This window comes from Caulobacter sp. 10L414, assembly GCF_056395525.1.
On record NZ_JBFTJR010000003.1, the window covers coordinates 68,446 to 88,599 of the forward strand.

Consider the following 20,154-nt stretch of genomic DNA (forward strand, 5'->3'; position numbering starts at 1 on the left):
AGAGGGTCCTAGAAATCCAGTTCCATGCGCGCGCCGGTGACGTGCACGCCGTAGTCCCGGTCGCCGCCGGCGAGCGGCGTGGCGTCCTGGTACGAGAGGTAGGCGTAGTTGACGTTGAAGCGCAGGAACTCGACCGGCTGCCAGATCAGCGCGGCGATCCAGGCGTCCTGGCGACCGCCGACGATCACGCCGTCGTTGAGATCGAGATAGTCGTAGCGGACGTTGACCTGCACCGCGCCGAGGCCCCCGCCGCCGAGCGGCTTCCTCGGCTTGGCGCGATCGAAGATGCCAGCCTTGTAGCCGCGGGTGTCGTCGGTCAGGAACCAGCCGAGCTCGGCATAGCCGCCGAAGAATTCCGCGTCGGGGCCCGCGGCCAGATCGCTTCGCAGCCAGTGGGTCTCGGCCGCGCCGTGCAGCCGCCCGCGCACGAAGGCGGCCTCCAGGCCGTAGTGGGCCTCGTCCTTGACGTCGAGGGTAGAGGTCCCGATCAGGCGGGTGTTGCTGGTGTGCACGAACGGCCGCTGGCGATAGCGCGTGCCGGCGTCGCCGACCCGCTTGAGATCGCGCCAGTGGGCCGAGCCGCCGAAGTGCAGCTGGGCGTCGCCCAGCTTGGGCGCATAGACGAGGCGCCCGTCGAGGCCGTAGCTGTTGTTCTCGTCGCCGCCGGTCTCGCCGTCGCTGTCGTTGGACAGCGCGGTGATGTCGTCGGCGAAAAGGCCCGCCTGCAGCAGCCACGCGGCCTTCTCGTACTGGGCGGCGATCCCGAGACGGCGCTCGAAATTGAAGGCGTCGGTGAAGGCCGCGCGCTCCATGACCGAGCCGGAGGTGTCGCCGGTCAGTTCATCCAGCGACTGGAACTGGTTCTGATTGCCGACCGACAGCAGCAGGCCGCCGTTCTTGTAGGTGACGAAGGTGTCGACCAGGTCGACGCTGTTGTCGGACAGTTCCAGCTCCAGCTTGTAGCCGATGCCGGCGCCCAGGCCCCCTTCCCCGCCCAGGCGGATGCGACGCATCTCGGCGGCGTAGCCCAGGCCGCGGTCGGTCGAGCCGTCGGGGCGGCCGACATAGCCGACGTCGGTCTGGATGCGGCCCTTGGCCTTGAAGCTGCGGCCGCCGCTGGCGGTGAACTGGGGCGAGCCCTTCCAGGCGATCTCGGTCGGCGGCGGGGCCTTGGACGGCGCGGGCGCGGCGATCGTCGCCGGCTGGGGCGCGGCCGCGATGGCCGGAGCCGCCGTGCTCTGGGGCGCGCCGGTGGCCGCGTCCAGCTTCTGCTCCATCAGCTGGATCTGGGCTTTCAGGGCCGAGATCTGGGCGCGCATGGCGGCGGCTTCGTCGGCGCTGATGGCGCCGTCCTGGGCGAAGGCGGGCGACGCGAGGCCAAGGGCGCTGGTGGCCAGCAGGGGCAGGACGGATCGGCGCACGGCGTTGCTCCGGACATGAAAAGGCCCGTCCGGAGGGTGCTCCGAACGGGCCTTCCTAATGCGACAGTTGAACGACAGTTTCGCGACAGTCGCCGCGAAAATCGTTCGACGACGGATTAAATGTGCAGGACGCGGCCGTAGGCGTCGAGCGAGGCTTCGTGCATGGCCTCCGACATGGTCGGGTGCGCGTAGACGATGCCGTGCAGGTCTTCCTCGGTCGCTTCCAGCGTGATGGCGGTGACGAAGCCCTGGATCATCTCGGTCACTTCGTGGCCGATCATGTGGGCGCCGATCAGCGCGCCGGTCTTGCCGTCGAACACCGTCTTGACGAAGCCCTCGGTCTCGCCCGCGGCCACGGCCTTGCCGTTGACCTTGAACGGGAAGCGACCGGCCTTGACCTCGATGCCTGCGGCCTTGGCGGCGGCTTCGGTGTAGCCCACCGAGGCGACCTGCGGGTTGGCGTAGGTGCAGCCCGGGATCGGCGAGTGGACGTTCGGGGTCTTGTAGCCGGCGATGTGCTCGGCGGCGTGGATGCCTTCGTGGCTGGCCTTGTGGGCGAGCCAGGGGGCGCCGGCGACGTCGCCGATGGCGTAGAGGCCGGGCACGTTGGTCTTGCAGTGCTTGTCGGTGACCACGTGGCCGCGGTCGAGCGTCAGGCCGACCGACTCCACGCCTTCCGTGTTCGGAACGATGCCGATGGCGACGATGCACTTCTCGGCGGTCAGTTGCTCGGCCTTGCCGCCGACCTCGACCGAGACCGACACGCCGGTGGCGGTCTTTTCGATCTTGGTGACCTTGGCGCCGATGCGGAACTTGATGCCGCGCTTCTCGAAGGCCTTCTGGGCGGCCTTGGAGACCTCGGCGTCCTCGACCGGCATGATGCGGTCGACGGCTTCGACGACGGTCACTTCGGCGCCGAGGGCGCGGTAGAAGCTGGCGAACTCGATGCCGATGGCGCCCGAGCCGATGACGACCAGCGACTTGGGCATGGACTTCGGCGCCAGGGCGTCGCGGTAGGTCCAGACCTTGTCGCCGTCCGAGACGGCGCCGATGGCCGGGATGTTGCGGGCGCGGGCGCCGCTGGCCAGGATGACGTTCTTGGCCTGGACGGTGCGGCTGCCGCCGGCTTTCAGCGCGATCACGACCTTCGGAGCGGGGGCGCCCTTCTCGAGCTTGGCCTCGCCCTCGATGACCTCGATCTTGTGCTTCTTCATCAGGAAGGCGATGCCGCCCGACATGGTCTTGGCGACGCCGCGCGAGCGCTCGATGATCTTGGCGAAATCGAACGAGGGCTTCTCGACGGCCAGGCCGTAGCTGTCGAGGTGCGACAGCTGTTCGAAGATCTCGCCGGACTTCAGCAGCGCCTTGGTGGGGATGCAGCCCCAGTTCAGGCAGATGCCGCCCAGGTTCTCACGCTCGACGATCGCCGTCTTCAGGCCCAGCTGGCTGGCGCGGATGGCGGCGACATAGCCGCCCGGACCGGCGCCGATGACGACGACATCGAATTCCGTGGACATAGTTGTCTTACCCTAGCTTGGACGCCGCGCGGGGGAGCGGCGGCGTCGAACGACCGGTCCTTGGGGCCGGCCTGGGAAATCTATAACAGCGCCTCGACGGCGACCTGGAGGTCTTCAGGCTTGGTGGTCGGGGCGAAACGTTCGACGACGTTTCCGTCGCGGTCGATCAGGAACTTGGTGAAGTTCCACTTGATGCCCTCGGTGCCCAGCACGCCCTTCTGCTGCTTCTTCAGATAGGCGTAGAGCGGGTGAGCCGAGGGTCCGTTGACGTCGATCTTGGCCATCATCGGAAAGGTCACGTCGTAGGTCAGCGAGCAGAAGCCGCCGATCTCTTCCGCCGTGCCCGGCTCCTGCGCGCCGAACTGGTTGCAGGGAAAGCCCAGGATCGTCAGGCCACGGTCCTTGTGCGCCTTGTAGAGCGCCTCCAGGCCCTCGTACTGCGGGGTCAGGCCGCACTTGCTGGCGGTGTTGACGATCAGCAGCACCTGGCCGCGATAGTCAGCCAGGCTGACGTCCTTGCCTTGAAGCGTCTTGGCCGAGAAATCGTAGACCGACATCGCGTGTTCTCCTCGGGGCCGTCCCCGTCCTGAAAAGACCAGGATGGGGCCCTGCCCGGCCGCTTTCGAAATCCCCGCCCCGCGTTTGACCGCGAGGCGAGGATTTCAAGGGAAAGGCCGCCCTTAGACGATCAGGGTCAGCGGTTCCTCGATCAGCGGCTTGAAGGCCGCCAGGAACTTGGCGCCGACCGCGCCGTCGACCACGCGGTGATCGCAGGTCAGGGTGACGGTCATGACGGTGGCCACGGCCAACTGGCCGTTCTTGACCACCGGACGCTGCTCGCCGGCGCCGACGCTCATGATCGCGCCTTGCGGCTCGTTGATGATCGACGAGAAGGCCTTGATGCCGAACATGCCCAGGTTCGAGACCGAGAAGGTGCCGCCCTGGAATTCCTCGGGCTTCAGCTTCTTGGCCTTGGCGCGGGCGGCCAGGTCCTTCATCTCGGCCGAGATCTGGGCCAGGCCCTTGGTCTCGGCGGCGCGGATGATCGGGGTGATCAGGCCGCCGTCGATGGCCACGGCCACGGCGATGTCGGCATGCTTGTGCATGGCGATGCCCTCGGGCGTGTAGGAGGCGTTGGCCTCCGGCACGCGCTTGAGCGCCACGGCGGCGGCCTTGATGACGATGTCGTTGACCGACACCTTCACGCCCTGGCCTTCCAGCAGGCTGTTGATCTTCGAGCGGGCGGCCAGCAGGCCGTCCAGTTCGATGTCGATCGTCAGCGGGAAGTGCGGCACGTCGCGGAAGCTTTCCGTCAGGCGACGCGCGATGGTCTTGCGCATGCCGTCCAGCGGGACGAGGTCGTAGGAGCCGGCGGGGATGCCCATCTGCTCCAGCGACTGCACCTTGCGCGGCTCGGCGGCCGGGGCCGAAGCAGCAGCGGCGGGAGCCGGCGCGGCCTTGGCGGCCGGGGCGCCCCCCGACTTGGCGGCTTCGACGTCCGACTTCACGACGCGGCCGTGCGGGCCCGAGCCCTTGATGGACTTCAGGTCGAGATTGGCGGCGGCGGCCAGACGACGGGCCAGCGGCGAGGCGAAGACGCGCGAGCCGTCGGCGGCGACCGGAGCAGCCGGAGCCGGGGCGGCGGGCGCAGGCGCGGCGGCAGGGGCCGAAGCGGCAGCCTTCGGGGCTTCGGCCACGGCGGCGGCGGGCGCGGCGGTCGGAGCCGGCGCGGGGCTCTCGCCCTCGCCCGCCAGCTTGGCGATCAGCGCGTTGACCTTGACGTTCTCGGTCCCGGCCTCGACCAGGATGGCTTCGATCACGCCTTCATCGACGGCTTCGACTTCCATCGTGGCCTTGTCGGTCTCGATCTCGGCGATGACGTCGCCGGCCTTGACGGTGTCGCCGACCTTGACGTGCCACTTGGCGAGGGTGCCCTCTTCCATGGTGGGCGACAGGGCGGGCATCAGGATGTCGATCGACATTTGAGCTCTTTCCTCAAGCGTTCGGGACGGCTTCGACCAAGCTGGCCGGCGTCCACGATACCCCGCCCTGGGGCGGGATGAATTCGTTGGCCAAGACGATGCGGCCCCCGCCCATCAGGAGCRGGGGCCGCGCCGGTCTTAGCGGTAGCAGACCGCCTTGGCCGCCTTGACGATCTTGTCGACCGACGGCAGCGACAGGGCTTCCAGGTTGGCCGCATACGGCAGCGGCACGTCTTCCTGGTGAACCCGCAGCGGCGGAGCGTCCAGGTAGTCGAAGCCGAACTCCGTGATGCGGGCGACGATCTCGGAACCGACGCCCATCGGGCCCCAGCCTTCCTCGACCGTGACCAGGCGGTTGGTCTTCTTGACGCTTTCCAGGATCGTCGCGTGGTCCATCGGACGGATGGTCCGCAGGTCGACGACCTCGGCCGAGATGCCTTCGGCGGCCAGCGCTTCAGCGGCTTGCAGGGCGAAGCCCACCATGCGGCTGTAGGCGACCAGGGTCACGTCCGTGCCCTGACGGCGAACCTTGGCCTTGCCGATCGGCACGACGTAGTCCTCGACGTCCGGGATGTCGAACTCGTGGCCGTACATCATCTCGTGTTCGAGGAAGACGATCGGGTTCGGATCGCGGATGGCGGCCTTCAGCAGGCCCTTGGCGTCGGCCGCGTCGTACGGCGCGATGACCTTCAGGCCCGGAATGTTGCCGTACCAGGCCGCGTAGTCCTGGCTGTGCTGGGCGCCGACGCGCGAAGCCGCGCCGTTGGGACCACGGAACACGATCGACGACTTGATCTGACCGCCCGACATGTAGAGCGTCTTGGCGGCCGAGTTGATGATGTGGTCGATCGCCTGCATGGCGAAGTTSMAGGTCATGAACTCGACGATSGGCTTCAGGCCSGCCATSGCMGCGCCGACGCCMAYGCCGGCGAAGCCGTGYTCGGTGATCGGSGTGTCGATGACGCGCTTGTCGCCGAACTCCTGCAGGAGTTCGCGGCTGACCTTGTAGGCGCCCTGATACTGGGCGACTTCCTCGCCCATCAGGAACACGCGGTCGTCGCGGCGCATCTCTTCGGCCATGGCGTCGCGCAGGGCGTCGCGCACGGTGATCTTCTTGGTCGGGGTGCCTTCCGGCAGTTCCGGATCCGCGAAGTTCGAGGCGGCGGCGATCGGGGCCGGAGCCGCGGCGACCGGAGCCGGAGCGGCTTCGGCGACGACGGGGGCGGCGGCCGGAGCGGCCGACGCCGAAGCGCCGTCTTCACCGGCCAGCTTGGCGATGATCGTGTTGACCTTGACGTTCTCCGAGCCGGCCGGGACGAGGATGGCCTCGACCACGCCCTCGTCGACGGCTTCGACTTCCATCGTCGCCTTGTCGGTTTCGATCTCGGCGATCACGTCGCCGGCCTTGATGGTGTCGCCTTCCTTGACCAGCCACTTGGCCAGGGTGCCTTCCTCCATGGTCGGAGAAAGGGCGGGCATCAGGATGTCCGTCACTCGGCGGCCTCCAGGTATACGTCGGTGTAGAGTTCGGAGGGATCCGGCTCGGGGCTGGTGCGGGCGAACTCGGCCGCTTCGGCCACGATACGCTTCACTTCGGCGTCGACCGTCTTCAGATCGTCCTCGGTGACGCCGGCCGCGGCCAGGCGTTCCTTGATGTGGTCGATCGGATCGCGGGTCGTCTTGACCTCGTCGACCTCTTCCTTGGTGCGGTACTTGGCCGGGTCCGACATCGAGTGGCCGCGGTAACGGTAGGTCTTCATCTCGAGGATGTAGGGACCTTGGCCGCTACGGGCGTGCTCGCTGGCGCGGGCGCCGGCTTCACGCACGGCCACCACGTCCATGCCGTCGACTTCCTCGCCCGGGATCCGGAACGAGACGCCGCGCTTGTGGAAGGCGGTTTCCGACGCCGAACGCTCGACGCTGGTGCCCATGGCGTACTGGTTGTTCTCGATCACGTACACGACCGGCAGCTTCCACAGCTGGGCCATGTTGAAGCTTTCGTAGACCTGGCCCTGGTTGGCCGCGCCGTCGCCGAAGTAGGCGTACGAGACGTTGCCGTTGCCCTGGTAGTGGTTGGCCAGCGCCAGGCCGGTGCCGAGCGCCACCTGGGCGCCGACGATGCCGTGGCCGCCGTAGAAGCCGGTGGCGATGTCGAACATGTGCATCGAGCCGCCCTTGCCGCGCGACGAACCGCCAGCGCGACCGGTGAGCTCGGCCATGACTTCCTTCGGGTCCATGCCGGCGGCCAGCATGTGGCCGTGGTCACGGTAACCGGTGATGATCTGGTCGCCCTTGTGCGAGATCGACTGCATGCCGACCGCAATGGCTTCCTGACCGATGTAGAGGTGGCAGAACCCGCCGATCAGGCCCATGCCATAAAGCTGGCCAGCACGCTCCTCGAAGCGGCGGATCAACAGCATGTCCTGATAGAATTTGAGAAGCTCTTCCTTGCCGACGAAGGCGTTGACACCGGTGTCGGTAGCCTTCTCCGCCGGGGCTTCACCCTTGCGCGTTCGCGCCATTAAACTCTCCCTGGCCAATCATCATAACGGCCTTCATCTCAGAGGCTTCCATTGCCCGCCGCGAAACGGCTTTTGGCGCAGGAACGCGCTCGTGTTGACGCCTAGACCGCCCCTCGAGCTGCAACTCGAAGCGTGGTCTACAAGGCAGCTTCGGACCGGCGAGAACCGACCCAGCTCAGCGCTTGGTGCGGATCACGTAGTCCTTGGGATCGGCGTATCCAAGGAGCGAACGCGCACGTTCCTCCAGAAGATCGGCCGACAAGCTGCCGCTGCGTAATAGACGAGCCCGGGCCTCCAGGTCCATCCTCTCAGCGCGGATCTTCTTAAGTTCCATCGTCTTGGCGGCCAAGTCCGCGTTGCGTTGAGACGAGGAAAGCAGGCCTCTCTCGCCCGTCAGAGCGTGAAAGACGAAGTACGTGATCAGGAGAAGAAGCGCCGCGGTCGGCAGGTAGGGTTGCAGTCGAGCGAACATCGGCGAATCCCGGACAGGGAGCTACAGGCTGCCAGAACGTGCTTAACACGGTCTAAATCCCCAACGCCGCAAAGGGCTTGCAAGTCCCCCGCGATCGACGCGAAAATACTTTCAAGTGAGACCGTTTCAGGGGCATCGAGATACCGCATCGCGGCATTTCCTTCGCACCCGCGAGAGCATCGGAAACCTCTGTTTTTCTGGGAACAGCCGCGCTTATAGAAAAAATGTGGTCGAACTTTTTTAGTCGGGCGCCGGTGAAGCCTGTTTCTGAGGCGCCCGCGTCTCAGAATCGCCACCGTCAGGGCAGCGGAATGACGCCCACGGGTTGATTTGACCGCCAGGCGCTCATCCATGAGTGTCGCCAGGTCGACGCGCCAGGGGGATGAACGAATGCTTCGTCGAGAGCTCATGCTTGCGTTGGCGGGGACCGCCCTCGCCTTTCCCGCGGCCGCGCGCCAGCGCAGCGAGGACGGCGTCGTCAAAGGCCGTCGAGGCGGCCCGAACATGATCAAGGGCGACCCGCCCAAGCTCGATTTCGGGGGCGGACTGGTGATCCCCATGAACGCCTCCATCTTTCGCACGCTTTGGGAGGGCGAAGATCGCTGGGTGACCTACGGCCGCGCCGTCTCGCGCCTTGAGGTCAAGGCGATGCAGCAGGCCGAGATCGCCGCGACCGGCACCATGAAGCTGATACTGCTGACCCAGGCCTTCGCCCCCGAACGCCTGGTGCGGTTCGAGATCTGCGGCTGGCGCAATCGCACCAGCGACGCCAACGATCTGGTGCTGGGCGATATCCCCCTGCCCGGCAAGCCGGTGATGCCGACCACCGATCGCGTCACCGGCTCGGTGACCGACGGGGACACGGGCGGCGTCGGCGAGGACGGCTGGCACGCCGTCACCGGCTACATGGTCATGAAAAAGGACATCACCCTGGCCGACGTGAAGGCCAGGGTGCAGCTGTTGAAGAGCTGAGCAGCCGCCTTCGGCCAAACGGGGACATGGCTATGAAATCTGACTGGAACCGGCGGCGCGTGCTGGCCGTCAGCGGCGCGGCGGTGCTGGCGGGAGCGACGCCGACCAGGGCGGAGACCGCGCCCGAGACCTTCGAGCTCTGGCCCGGCGGGCCGCCCGGCGGCGAGCGCGTCGGCGTTGAGGAGCGCCGCGTGGCCTATAACTGGCCCGACGGGCGGGTGGACTATTCGATCGAGGGCGTGCGCCGCCCTACCCTGTCGCTCTATCCGCCGGCGAAGGGCGGCCGTCCCAAGGCTTCCGTCCTGGTCGTGCCCGGCGGCGGCTTCAGCAAGGTCGTGATCGGCAAGGAGGGTCACGACATCGCCCGCTGGCTGGCGGCCAACGACATCCAGGCGGGCGTACTGCTCTATCGGTTGCCGCGCGACGGCTGGGCGGCGGGTTCCGATGCTCCGCTGCAGGACGCCCAGCGCGCCTTGCGGCTGCTGCGCAGCAAGGCCGGCGGAGCGAAGATCGGCGCCCTGGGCTTTTCGGCCGGCGGCACGATCGCCGCGGCCCTCGCCTCGCGGGGCGGCGGCGCCCTTTACCCGATCGTCGACGAACTGGACACGCGCCCTTCCCTGCCCGACTTCATCGGCCTGGGCTATCCGTGGCTGACACGTCCGCAGGCGCCGCCGCGTGCGACGCCCTTCCATGGCTTCGGCGCGCCGACCAAGGCCTTCCTGTTCCACGCCGAGGACGACCCCAAGGCCGACGTCCGCAACAGTCGAGACGCGGCGGCCGCCATCGTCGCGGCGGGAGGCCAGGCCGAGCTCCGGATCTTCCCGACCGGGGGGCACGGCTTCGCCCTGCGCTCGCGGCCGCCCGCGCCGGAGGCGGCCTGGGCCGACGACTTCCTGCGCTGGCTCGACCGGCTGGACGGCTGAGCCCAAACAAAAAGCGCGCCGGGCGAACCCGACGCGCTCTTGATCTTGATCCGGGGGATCGAACCGATCAGCGGCCCTTGAGGGCGGCGCGACCGGCGTAGACGCCCTGGTCTTCCAGTTGCTGCTCGATGCGCAGCAGCTGGTTGTACTTGGCGAGCCGGTCCGAACGGGCCAGCGAGCCGGTCTTGATCTGACCGCAGTTCAGGGCGACGGCGAGGTCGGCGATGGTGCTGTCCTCGGTCTCGCCCGAGCGGTGGCTCATGACGCTGGTGTAGCCGTGGCGGTGGGCCAGTTCGACGGCGTCGATGGTTTCCGACAGCGTGCCGATCTGGTTGACCTTCACGAGGATCGAGTTGGCCAGGCCCTTGTCGAGGCCCATCTGCAGGCGAGCCGGGTTGGTGACGAACAGGTCGTCGCCGACCAGCTGGACCTTCTTGCCCAGGGTGTCGGTCAGCAGCTTCCAGCCGTCGAAGTCGTCTTCGGCCATGCCGTCCTCGATCGAGGCGATCGGGAACTTGGCGACCAGGCCCGCCAGGTAGTCGACCATCTGGGCCGGGTCGAGCGACTTGCCCTCGCCTTCCAGCTCGTACTTGCCGTTCTTGAAGAACTCGGTCGAGGCGACGTCGAGGCCCAGCAGGAAGTCGTCGCCGGCCTTGTAGCCGGCCGCTTCACCGGCCTTGACGATGAACTCGAGCGCGGCCTCGGCCGAGGCCAGGTTCGGGGCGAAGCCGCCCTCGTCGCCGACGTTGGTGTTGTGGCCGGCGTCCTTCAGGGCCTTCTTCAGGCCGTGGAAGATCTCGGCGCCCATGCGCAGGGCTTCGGAGAAGCTGGCCGCGCCGGTCGGCAGGATCATGAATTCCTGGATGTCGATCGGGTTGTCGGCGTGGGCGCCCCCGTTGATGATGTTCATCATCGGAGTCGGCAGGACGCGGGCGTTCACGCCGCCGATGTAGCGGTGCAGCGGCAGGCCGGCCGACTCGGCGGCGGCCTTGGCGACCGCCAGCGAGACGCCGAGGATGGCGTTGGCGCCCAGGCGCGACTTGTTCGGCGTGCCGTCCAGGCCGATCAGCAGGCTGTCGATGCGGCGCTGGTCTTCGGCGTCGACGCCCGACAGGGCGTCGAAGATCTCGGTGTTGACGGCGTCAACGGCCAGGCGGACGCCCTTGCCGAGGTAGCGCGACTTGTCGCCGTCACGCTTTTCGACGGCTTCGTGGGCGCCGGTCGAGGCGCCCGACGGCACCGCGGCGCGACCAAAGGCGCCGTCCTCGAGGACGACGTCGACCTCGACCGTCGGATTGCCGCGGCTATCGAGGATTTCGCGGGCGATGATGTCGACGATCTCGGTCATGGGAGCTCCCGAAAGAAAAGGCGCTTCCCCTTAGCCGCGCCGCCGCGTCGCCGCAACCGGGACCAATGTTCGACGAGCTCTAAGTTCCGCCGCGTCAGGCCTGCAGCGTCGGCCGCTCGGCTCCCAGCCGGAACAGCAGCTGCTCGGCCCCGAAGTCCAGCTCGACCCGGGCGAACAGCCGAAGCACGTCGACGCCCAGCAGGATCGCGGGTTTGTCGCTGATCTTCCAGTGATCGAAGATGTGCAGGTCGGCAAAGACCACGGCCAGGTTGGTCATGCGCAGGTCGCCCATGCTCATCGACTTGAGGATCCGGTACTCGCCGATGGTCTCGCCGCCGGCCACGCCCTGCAGGCGCACGGCCACGGCCGGGTCGGCGTCCTTGCGCTGGCGGGCCTGGATGGCGCGCGACAGCGCCATGTTGCCGATCGAGGAGCCCGCGCCCGAGTCGATGAAGGCCAGGGTGCGGATGTTGTTGATCCGGCAGTTGACGATGGTCAGGCGGCCGAACTTCTGGTCGGCGACGACCTGGACCTCCTGGGCCCGGCGGAAGCCGCGATATTCCGGCGTGCTGTGGCGGACCTCCAGGCGCTTTTTCTTGAAGTCCATGACGACCGCGCGGTCCTGCAGGATGTCGACGCCCAGGAGGCCGTCGCCGCCGACGCGGCCCGGAGGCAGGATGGGAAGTTCCACCCCGGCCAGGCGGGCCTCACCGGTGGCCAGCTGGTCGATGTGGGCGGTGGGCGTGACGGCCGAGCCGCCGATGCCGTGGACCATGACGTCGCGCCCTCGCGGCAGGGCCAGGCTGGCGGCCAGTGTCTCGGAGACCACCGACCGGTCGGCGCCCGAATCGACGACGAAGCGATACGGCCCGCGGCCGTTGATCATGGTCTCGACGGTCATCCGCTCCGAATCGTCGATCGCCGCGTCGATGACGTAGAGCGGCAGCGGCGCGGCCGGCGGTGGCGCGGCGGGCGTTTCCTGCGGGATCTGGCTGGGCGAGAAAGCGTGGGCGGAGAACGGCGCGGCGCCCAGCGCCAGCGACGCGCCCAGGCCGGACGCAAGCGTGCGACGCGTGAACATGGCGAACCTCCCAGTCCGCCGAAGCTGATCGCGCCTTGTGGGCGCTGACCGCGCTCCTGGCTTTGTTGGGGCCGTCCCTATGGCGACCCGAGCGCCATTGTAGCACCGCTTTGGTCCGCACACGACGAAAAGCGCCGCCCAGGCGAGCCGGGCGGCGCTTTGAAATCGTCGGACGCGAAGTCCGAGGCAGGATCCCTGGAGCGGTAAGCCGCCCCGGGAAGAAAGACCTTAGTCTTCCTTCGGGGTCAGGATCTGCTTGCCGTTGTACAGGCCGGTCTTCAGATCGACGTGGTGCGGACGGCGCAGTTCGCCCGAGTCCTTGTCCTCGACGAACGAGTTGGCGCCCAGGGCGTGGTGCGACCGGCGCATGTTCCGGCGAGAAGGCGAAGTTTTTCTTTTAGGAACGGCCATCGGAGTGACTCTGCTCGCTGAGCGTGAAAATCGAAAGCGGCGACTCGGGTTCGACCCTAGCCGCCGCGTGAGGGCGCGCTTATGCCTGAATCTCTCCAGACATGCAACTCGCCAGTTCAGACCAGTCGTCCATGCTCCTTGGCCGCCGCGATGAAGCTGGCGAACAGGGGGTGCGGAGCGAACGGCCGGCTCTTCAGTTCCGGGTGGAACTGGACGCCGATGAACCACGGATGGTCGTCGCGCTCGACGATCTCGGGCAGCACGCCGTCAGGAGAACGACCGGTCAGCTTGAGACCCGCCTCCTCCATCTTGTGGCTGTAGCCGATGTTGACCTCGTAGCGGTGACGGTGGCGCTCGACGATCTCGGTCCCGCCATAGATCTCGGCGACCTTCGAGCCCTGCTGCAGCACGGCGTCGTAGGCGCCCAGGCGCATGGTGCCGCCCAGGTCGTCGCCGGCCTTGCGGGAGACCATCTCGTTGCCCTTGATCCATTCGGTCATCAGGCCGACGACCGGACGGTCGGTCGGACCGAACTCGCTGGAGCTGGCGTCGGTGATTCCCGCGACGTTGCGCAGGGTCTCGATGACGGCCATCTGCATGCCGAAGCAGATGCCGAAGTACGGCACCTTGCGCTCGCGGGCGAACTGGGCCGCCCGGATCTTGCCCTCGGCGCCGCGTTCGCCGAAGCCGCCGGGCACCATGATGGCGTGGGCGTTCTCGAGACGGGCCGCGGCCGCGCCCTCGTCGCCCTCGAAGGTCTCGCTCTCGACCCAGTCCAGGTTGACCTTGACCTTGTTGGCCAGGCCGCCGTGATGCAGGGCCTCGATCAAGGACTTATAGGCGTCCTTGAGCACGGTGTACTTGCCGACGACCGCGATCGTGACCTCGCCGTCCGGATGCTGGACGGTGTTGTCGATGGCTTCCCAGCGCGACAGGTCGGGCTTGGGCGCGTCTTGCAGGCCGAAGACGTCGAGCACTTCGGCGTCCAGGCCTTCCTTGTGATAGTCGATCGGCACCGCGTAGATCGACGAGCTGTCCAGGGCCTGGATCACGGCGCTCGGGCGCACGTTGCAGAACTGGGCGATCTTGCGCTTTTCCTCGACCGGGATCTCCTGCTCGCAACGGCAGAGCAGGATGTCCGGCTGGATGCCGATGGAGCGCAGCTCCTTGACCGAGTGCTGGGTCGGCTTGGTCTTCATCTCGCCGGCCGTCTTGATGAACGGCAGCAGGGTCAGGTGCACGTAGCAGCTCTGGCCGCGCGGCAGGTCCTGGCGCAGCTGGCGGATGGCCTCGAAGAAGGGCAGCCCCTCGATGTCGCCGACGGTGCCGCCGATCTCGACCAGCACGAAGTCGACCGGCTTCTGGCCCGTCTCGTCCATGGCGGGCGAGAGGACGAAGTCCTTGATCTCGTTGGTGACGTGCGGGATCACCTGGACGGTCGCGCCCAGATAGTCGCCGCGGCGTTCCTTCTCGATGATCGTCTTGTAGATCTGGCCGGTCGTGATGTTGTCGGCCTTCTTGGCCGACACGCCGGTGAAGCGCTCGTAGTGCCCCAGATCCAGGTCGGTTTCGGCCCCGTCGTCGGTGACGAACACCTCGCCGTGCTGATACGGGCTCATGGTGCCCGGATCGACGTTGAGATAGGGGTCGAGCTTACGCAGGCGAACCGTGTAGCCACGAGCCTGCAGGAGAGCGCCCAGCGCTGCGGAGGCGAGGCCTTTTCCAAGGGAGGAAACCACGCCGCCGGTGATGAAGATGTACCGCGTCATGGGCGCTCAGATTACCCGCGATTCGGCGATCGCGGCGAAAAGACCGACGTTCATAAACAAGTTTCGCTCCCCCGCCCTTACTGGGCGGGGGTCTGGGCCGGAGCGGCCGGAGCCGGGGCGGCCGGAGCCGGAACGCTGAGTTGCTGAGCCGGAACGGCGCTCGGCGCGGTCGAGCCGGGAGCCGGAACGGCCGAACCCGGAGCCGGGACGCTGGGCGCGACGGGCGCGTTCAGGGTCTTGGTGTCGAGATTGTCGATCTTCAGCTTGTCGACCACCGAGTCGGCGCCGCCGATGCGGCCGGTCAGGACGGTGAGGACCAGGCTGATGACCAGGAACACCGAAAACAGGATCCAGGTCATGCGGGTCATGAAGTCGCCCGCGCCGCGCGCGGTCATGAAACTGCCGGCGCCGCCGCCGCCCATGCCAAGGGCGCCGCCCTCCGAACGCTGGAGCAGCACGAAGCCGATCAGCGCGATACAGACGATGATGTTGATGGCCAGCAGGATGCCGATGAGCATGACGAAACAGTTCTCGATCCGGGCAGCCGGCGAACCGACTGTGAAAAACGAAGCGGCCCCTCTACCACTACCGGCGCGCGCACGCCATAGGTGGGGCGACGGCCGGCCAACTCAAGTTCTCCAACTCCAGTTCCGCAAACTCCAGGTTCCAGGGCGCGCATGATTCTCGAGACCGAACGCCTGACGCTCAAGCCCCTGGTCGCCGAAGACGCTCCGCTCATCTATCCGTTCCTCAGCGACCCGGAACTGATGGCCCACTGGGACCGCGCGCCGCTGGAGGATCCGGACGAGGTCGCCGCCTGCGTCGTCGGCCAGATCGAGGACATGCAGGCCGGCGCGGCGCTGTACTGGACCATCCGGCTGTCCGCGACGGGCGACTTCGTCGGCGCCTGTGAGTTCGTCGAGATCGACGAGCGCCGCCATCGGGCCGAACTGCGCTTCATCGTGGCCCGCGAGAGCTGGGGCCGGGGCTACGCCCACGAGGCGGTCACCGCCCTCCTCGCCCACGCCGCCGCCAGCGACCTCAAGCACGTCATCGCCCGAACCCAGGTGGGCGACGCCCGCGCCGAGAGGCTTCTGGAGCGCCTGGGCTTCAAGGGCGCGGCCTATCTCAAGGGCCAGGTCGACCGCGACGGCGAACGCCGCGACGGCAGGCTGTTCGACCTGGAGCTCTGAGGCGCGCCGGCTGCGGGCCCCTCCGGCCCTTTGGGTCACCTCCCCCAGAGGGGGGAGGTTCCTCGCCCCCGTGCCAAGGAGGGCCGCCCGATCAAGCCGCCGCGATGATGGCCAGGAAGTCCTTGGCCTTCAGCGAGGCGCCGCCGACCAGGGCGCCGCCGACTTCGGGCGTGGCCAGGATCTCGGCGGCGTTGTCGGGCTTCACCGAGCCGCCATAGAGAATCGGCACGGTCGCGCCGTGGTCGCCGAAGCGCTCGACCAGCACGGCGCGGATGGCCGCGTGGATGGCGCCGATGTCGGCGATGGTGGGGGTCAGGCCCGTGCCGATGGCCCAGACGGGCTCATAGGCGACGGCGAAGGCCTGGCCGGCCAGTTCGTCGGGCAAGGAGTTGCGGGCCTGGCCGGTGACGATGGGCTCGGCCTGGCCGGCTTCGCGCTGGGCCAGCGTCTCGCCAAGGCAGATCACCGGCTCCAGCCCGGCGGCCAGCGCGGCCAGAACCTTGGCCGACACTTCCTCGCAGGTCTCGTCGTAGCTGCCGCGGCGCTCGGAGTGGCCGAGAATCACCAGGGTCGCGCCGGCGTCAGCCAGCATGGGGGCCGAGATGTCGCCGGTGTAGGCCCCTTGCGGCGCCGCATGGCAGTCCTGGCCGCCGACGATCACCGACTCGCCCGAGAGCGCCTCGGACATGCGGTGCAGCAAGGTGGCGGGCGGACAGATGGCGACACGCGCCGCGGGCGGGGATTGCGCCACCGCGGCGGCCACGGCTCTGGCCTCGTCCAGCGAGGCCTCAAGGCCGAACATCTTCCAGTTCCCGGCGATCAACGGCCGGGGCGTCGTAAGAGAAACGGTCATGAGGTTGGCTTTGGGGACGCGCTCCCTTGGTAAGTCAAGTCCGCTTCGGCTTGCTCACGCACCTTGGCCTCTACTATACCCGCTTGCTCGCATCGGATGCGTCGCCCCAAGGCGGTCGCTCACGCGCACGCAATTGGGCGGAATCGAAGAAGGTAGTCACACACGTCATGCTCGCCGGCTTTCGCTCTTTCGCCAAATCGCCCTTCGCGATCGTCCTCTTCGGCCTGCTGATCGTCAGCTTCGCCGTTTTCGGGATCAGCGACGTCTTCAAGCAGCCCAGCAGCAGCAAGGTGATCGTCGTCGGCTCGCGCTCGGTCACGCCCGACGACTTCAAGGCGCGCTTCGACAACTATCGCAACCAGCTGCAACAGCAGGGCCAGAGCCTGACGCCGGACGAAGCCGTCCAGCGCGGCGTCGACCGCGGCATGCTGCAGGAACTGGCGCTGCAGGAATCGATGGCCGAGCTGATCAGGAAGATGGGCGTGCGCCCGTCCGAAGCCCTGGTCGGCGAAGTGCTGCACAAGCAACTGAGCCAGCTGCCGCCCGGCACCCGCCCGTTCGACCCGGTGACCGGCAAGTTCGACAAGCAGATGTACCAGGCCCTGCTGGCGCAGAACAACCTGACCCCGGCCACCTACGAGGCCTCGCTGCGCGACGAGATCGCCCAGTCGCAGTTCTACGCCAGCGTCGCCAACGGCCTGCGCACCCCGCGCATCTATTCGGCGCTGCAGGCGGTGTACGGCTATGAGAGCCGCGACCTGTCGGCCTTCGCCATCAACCCGACCAGCGTCGCCCAGCCGGCCGCGCCGACCGACGCCCAGCTGCAGGCGTTCATGACCGAGAACGCCGCCCGCCTGACCCTGCCCGAGACCCGCGTCCTGTCGGTCGTGCGCTTCAGCGCCAAGGCCCTGGAGCCCTCGGTCAGCGTCGACCCGGCCGAGGTGCAGAAGACCTTCGACTTCCGCAAGGACACCCTGGCCCAGCCGGAAACCCGCTCGCTGGTGCAGATCGTGGCGCCCGACGCCAAGGCCGCCGCCGCCATCGCCGAGCGCCTGCGCAAGGGCGAGGCCCCGGCCGACGTGGCCAAGGCCTACGGCAAGCAGCCGGTGATGATCCTCGACAAGCCCAAGACCGCCCTGCCCGACCGCAAGGTGGCCGACGCCGCCTTCGGCCTCGGCGAAGGCCAGGTCAGCGCGCCGATCGCCGGCGAACTGGGCCAGTCGGTCATCAAGGTGCTGAAGATCACCGCCGCCAAGGCCGCTTCGCTGGAAGCCGCCCGCCCGCAGATCGAGGCCGACCTGCGCGTGCAGGCCGCCCAGTCCAAGGCCTATGACCAGACCCAGACCTTCCAGGACGCCCGCGACGCCGGCGCCAACGTCGTCGACGCCGCCGGCAAGGCCGGCGCCCTGGTCGTCACGACCGCCCCGCTGACCGCCCAGGGCACGGACCTCGGCGGGCAACCCGCGGCGGGCCTGACCCCGGACGTGCTTAAGGCCGCCTTCGCGCTGCCCGCAGGCGGCGAGAGCGACCTGATCGAAGCCGGCAAGGGTGAGTACTTCGCCGTCCGCGTCGAGAAGGTGAACAAGGCCGCCCTGCCCCCGCTGGCCGAGGTCAAGCAGCCGCTGACCCAGCAGTGGATGATCAACGAGCTGGTCAAGCGCCTGAAGGCCAAGGCCGACGAACTGGCCGCCCGCGTCCGCAAGGGCGAATCGATGGAAGCCGTCGCCGCCTCGGCCAACGCCAAGGTCATCAAGGTCGCGGGCCTGTCGCGCGAGAACGCCCAGCAGCACCAGGCCCTGGGCCGCGACCTGCTGGTCGCCTCGTTCGACGCCAAGCCCGGCCAGGTCTTCGCCGCCCGCGCCCCGCAGGTCGGCTACGTGGTCGGCCGCATCGACGCCATCCGTCCGGGCGACACCAACGAGATCGCCCGCGCCGCTGAGGGCATGCGTCCGCAGACCAGCATGGCCTACATGCGCGACATCGGTCAGGCCGGCCGCGCGGCCGCCCGCGACAAGCTGAAGCCGCAGCTGAACCTGAACCTGGCCCGCCAGGCCATCGGCGTCGACACCGCGGCCCTGGCCCAGGCGGAGAAGGACGGCGCGGCCAAGGGCGGCGCCGCCAAGAAGGCCTCGGCTCAATGAGCCTGGAGCCTGGCTTCGACGCCTTCGCGGCCGGCTATGACGCCGGCCTGCCGCAGCTGGTCTGGACGCGCCTGATCGACGACCTGGAGACCCCGGTCTCGGCCTATCTGAAGATCGGCCACGGCCGTCCCTACGCCTTCCTGTTCGAGAGCGTCGAGGGCGGCGCCTGGCGCGGCCGCTACTCCATCGTGGCCATGAAGCCGGACGTCGTCTGGCGCTGCCGCGGCGACAAGGCCGAGATCGCCCGTGGCGACGACATCGCCGCCGGCAGGTTCGCCTCGCTGGAAGGCGGCGCCCTGGACAGCCTGCGCGACCTGATCGCCCAGTCGAAGATGGAACTGCCGGCCGGCCTGCCGCCGATGGCGGCGGGCATCTTCGGCGCGCTCGGCTACGACACCGTGCGCCTGGTCGAGAAGCTGCCGGACATCAATCCGGACGCCCTGGGCCTGCCCGACGGCATCATGACGCGGCCCTCGATCGTGGCCGTGTTCGACGCTATCGCCCAGGAGATCGTCCTGACAACGACGGCGCGCCCGACGCCCGGCGTGTCGGCCAAGGACGCCTATGCGGCCGCCCGCGAGCGCATCGAGACGGTGATGGCCGACCTGCGCCGTCCGCTGGCCCACGACGCGCCCCGCAGCCCGCAGGGGCCGATGGAGTTCAGCACCCCGGTCAGCCGCGAGGACTATCGGGAAGTCGTCGAGAAGGCCAAGGAGTACATCCGGGCCGGCGACATCTTCCAGGTGGTGCCCAGCCACCGCTTCCGCGCCCCCTTCGGCCTGGACGCCTTCGCCCTCTATCGCTCGCTGCGCCGCACCAACCCCTCGCCGTTCCTGTTCTTCCTCGACATGGACGGCTTCAACCTGGTGGGCTCCAGCCCCGAGATCCTGGTGCGCCTGCGCGACGGCAAGATCACCATCCGCCCCATCGCCGGCACCCGTCCGCGCGGCGCCACGCCCGAAGAAGACCTGGCGCTGGAGAAGGAGCTGCTGGCCGATCCCAAGGAGCGGTCCGAGCACCTGATGCTGCTGGATCTGGGCCGCAACGACGTGGGCCGCGTGGCCATGCTGGGCCAGTCAGGCTCCAACAAGGCGCCCCAGCCGGGCAAGCACGCCAACGTGCGCGTGACCGACAGCTTCACGATCGAGCGCTACAGCCACGTGATGCACATCGTCTCGAACGTCGAGGGCGACGCGCCCACGAACGTCGATCCGGTCGACGTGCTGATGGCCGCCCTGCCCGCCGGCACGCTGTCGGGCGCGCCCAAGGTGCGGGCGATGGAGATCATCGACGAGCTGGAAGTCGAGAAGCGCGGCATCGGCTATGCCGGCGCGGTGGGGTACATCGGCGCCGACGGCTCGGTGGACACCTGCATCGTGCTGCGCACGGCCCTGGTCAAGGACGGCATGATGTACGTCCAGGCCGGCGGCGGCGTGGTGGCCGACAGCGACCCGGACGCCGAGTACGACGAGACCCTGCACAAGTCCCGCGCCCTCAAGCGCGCCGCCGAGGAAGCCTGGCGCTTCGCCTGATCGGCGGCTTTTGCGGA

At 68.2% G+C, this 20,154-nt stretch carries 18 protein-coding genes; 5 read left to right on the plus strand and 13 right to left on the minus strand.

Annotated elements, in window-relative coordinates; genetic code table 11:
* Positions 1-8: 8 nt before the first annotated feature.
* From AC1DCG_RS01820 to AC1DCG_RS01850, 7 genes are all read right to left on the minus strand, one after another.
* On the minus strand, positions 9-1,421 hold the full coding sequence (locus tag AC1DCG_RS01820; RefSeq protein ID WP_477028079.1) for an OprO/OprP family phosphate-selective porin: 1,413 nt from the start codon (positions 1,419-1,421) through the stop codon (positions 9-11).
* Between the two features lie 116 nt (positions 1,422-1,537).
* Positions 1,538-2,938 (minus strand): dihydrolipoyl dehydrogenase, encoded by a 1,401-nt coding sequence (lpdA, locus tag AC1DCG_RS01825; protein WP_477028078.1) that lies wholly within the window; start codon positions 2,936-2,938, stop codon positions 1,538-1,540.
* Between the two features lie 80 nt (positions 2,939-3,018).
* A complete protein-coding gene (locus tag AC1DCG_RS01830; protein WP_165255632.1) occupies positions 3,019-3,495 on the minus strand; it encodes a glutathione peroxidase in 477 nt (158 codons plus the stop codon).
* Positions 3,496-3,618: 123 nt separating this feature from the next.
* Positions 3,619-4,920, minus strand: a complete 1,302-nt coding sequence (locus AC1DCG_RS01835) for a pyruvate dehydrogenase complex dihydrolipoamide acetyltransferase (protein ID WP_477028077.1) — start codon at positions 4,918-4,920, stop codon at positions 3,619-3,621.
* A gap of 138 nt (positions 4,921-5,058) precedes the next feature.
* Positions 5,059-6,414: a pyruvate dehydrogenase complex E1 component subunit beta gene (locus AC1DCG_RS01840; RefSeq protein WP_477041353.1), complete on the minus strand. Its 1,356-nt coding sequence runs from the start codon at positions 6,412-6,414 to the stop codon at positions 5,059-5,061.
* Positions 6,411-7,442 carry a pyruvate dehydrogenase (acetyl-transferring) E1 component subunit alpha gene (gene pdhA / locus AC1DCG_RS01845; protein ID WP_165255628.1) on the minus strand — a complete coding sequence of 344 codons (1,032 nt, stop codon included), beginning with the start codon at positions 7,440-7,442 and terminating at the stop codon, positions 6,411-6,413. The genes AC1DCG_RS01840 and pdhA overlap by 4 nt, the downstream gene beginning before the upstream one ends.
* Before the next feature lie 175 nt (positions 7,443-7,617).
* The gene (locus AC1DCG_RS01850; RefSeq protein WP_058348879.1) at positions 7,618-7,914 is read right to left on the minus strand and encodes an FtsB family cell division protein; all 297 of its coding nucleotides are present in this window, start codon (positions 7,912-7,914) and stop codon (positions 7,618-7,620) included.
* Positions 7,915-8,418: 504 nt separating this feature from the next.
* On the opposite strand from AC1DCG_RS01850, the gene AC1DCG_RS01855 reads away from it, so the two are divergent.
* Both AC1DCG_RS01855 and AC1DCG_RS01860 read left to right on the plus strand, forming a co-directional pair.
* Positions 8,419-8,886: a hypothetical protein gene (locus AC1DCG_RS01855; RefSeq protein WP_477028076.1), complete on the plus strand. Its 468-nt coding sequence runs from the start codon at positions 8,419-8,421 to the stop codon at positions 8,884-8,886.
* A 32-nt stretch (positions 8,887-8,918) separates the two neighbouring features.
* Positions 8,919-9,809 (plus strand): alpha/beta hydrolase, encoded by an 891-nt coding sequence (locus AC1DCG_RS01860; RefSeq protein ID WP_477028075.1) that lies wholly within the window; start codon positions 8,919-8,921, stop codon positions 9,807-9,809.
* Positions 9,810-9,876: 67 nt separating this feature from the next.
* Here the strand turns inward: AC1DCG_RS01860 and eno are convergent, their stop codons facing one another.
* The 5 genes from eno to secG all read right to left on the minus strand — a co-directional run bounded on the left by eno (position 9,877) and on the right by secG (position 14,936).
* Positions 9,877-11,157: a phosphopyruvate hydratase gene (eno, locus tag AC1DCG_RS01865; RefSeq protein ID WP_477041354.1), complete on the minus strand. Its 1,281-nt coding sequence runs from the start codon at positions 11,155-11,157 to the stop codon at positions 9,877-9,879.
* Between the two features lie 94 nt (positions 11,158-11,251).
* On the minus strand, positions 11,252-12,238 hold the full coding sequence (locus AC1DCG_RS01870; RefSeq protein ID WP_477028074.1) for a retroviral-like aspartic protease family protein: 987 nt from the start codon (positions 12,236-12,238) through the stop codon (positions 11,252-11,254).
* A 228-nt stretch (positions 12,239-12,466) separates the two neighbouring features.
* The gene (gene rpmF, locus AC1DCG_RS01875; protein ID WP_007671126.1) at positions 12,467-12,649 is read right to left on the minus strand and encodes a 50S ribosomal protein L32; all 183 of its coding nucleotides are present in this window, start codon (positions 12,647-12,649) and stop codon (positions 12,467-12,469) included.
* Between the two features lie 116 nt (positions 12,650-12,765).
* The gene (locus tag AC1DCG_RS01880) at positions 12,766-14,418 is read right to left on the minus strand and encodes a CTP synthase (protein WP_165255619.1); all 1,653 of its coding nucleotides are present in this window, start codon (positions 14,416-14,418) and stop codon (positions 12,766-12,768) included.
* Between the two features lie 77 nt (positions 14,419-14,495).
* Positions 14,496-14,936: a preprotein translocase subunit SecG gene (secG, locus tag AC1DCG_RS01885; RefSeq protein ID WP_477028072.1), complete on the minus strand. Its 441-nt coding sequence runs from the start codon at positions 14,934-14,936 to the stop codon at positions 14,496-14,498.
* A gap of 159 nt (positions 14,937-15,095) precedes the next feature.
* Between secG and AC1DCG_RS01890 the strand changes: the two genes are divergently transcribed.
* Positions 15,096-15,611: a GNAT family N-acetyltransferase gene (locus AC1DCG_RS01890; RefSeq protein ID WP_477036632.1), complete on the plus strand. Its 516-nt coding sequence runs from the start codon at positions 15,096-15,098 to the stop codon at positions 15,609-15,611.
* A 91-nt stretch (positions 15,612-15,702) separates the two neighbouring features.
* Here the strand turns inward: AC1DCG_RS01890 and tpiA are convergent, their stop codons facing one another.
* On the minus strand, positions 15,703-16,464 hold the full coding sequence (tpiA, locus tag AC1DCG_RS01895) for a triose-phosphate isomerase (protein ID WP_477028070.1): 762 nt from the start codon (positions 16,462-16,464) through the stop codon (positions 15,703-15,705).
* A gap of 167 nt (positions 16,465-16,631) precedes the next feature.
* Here tpiA and AC1DCG_RS01900 point away from each other — a divergent pair, with 167 nt between their 5' ends.
* Positions 16,632-18,605 carry a peptidylprolyl isomerase gene (locus AC1DCG_RS01900; protein WP_477028069.1) on the plus strand — a complete coding sequence of 658 codons (1,974 nt, stop codon included), beginning with the start codon at positions 16,632-16,634 and terminating at the stop codon, positions 18,603-18,605.
* Complete coding sequence (gene trpE, locus AC1DCG_RS01905) at positions 18,602-20,137, plus strand: anthranilate synthase component I (protein WP_477036633.1); 1,536 nt, start codon at positions 18,602-18,604, stop codon at positions 20,135-20,137. The genes AC1DCG_RS01900 and trpE overlap by 4 nt, the downstream gene beginning before the upstream one ends.
* Positions 20,138-20,154 lie beyond the last annotated feature (17 nt).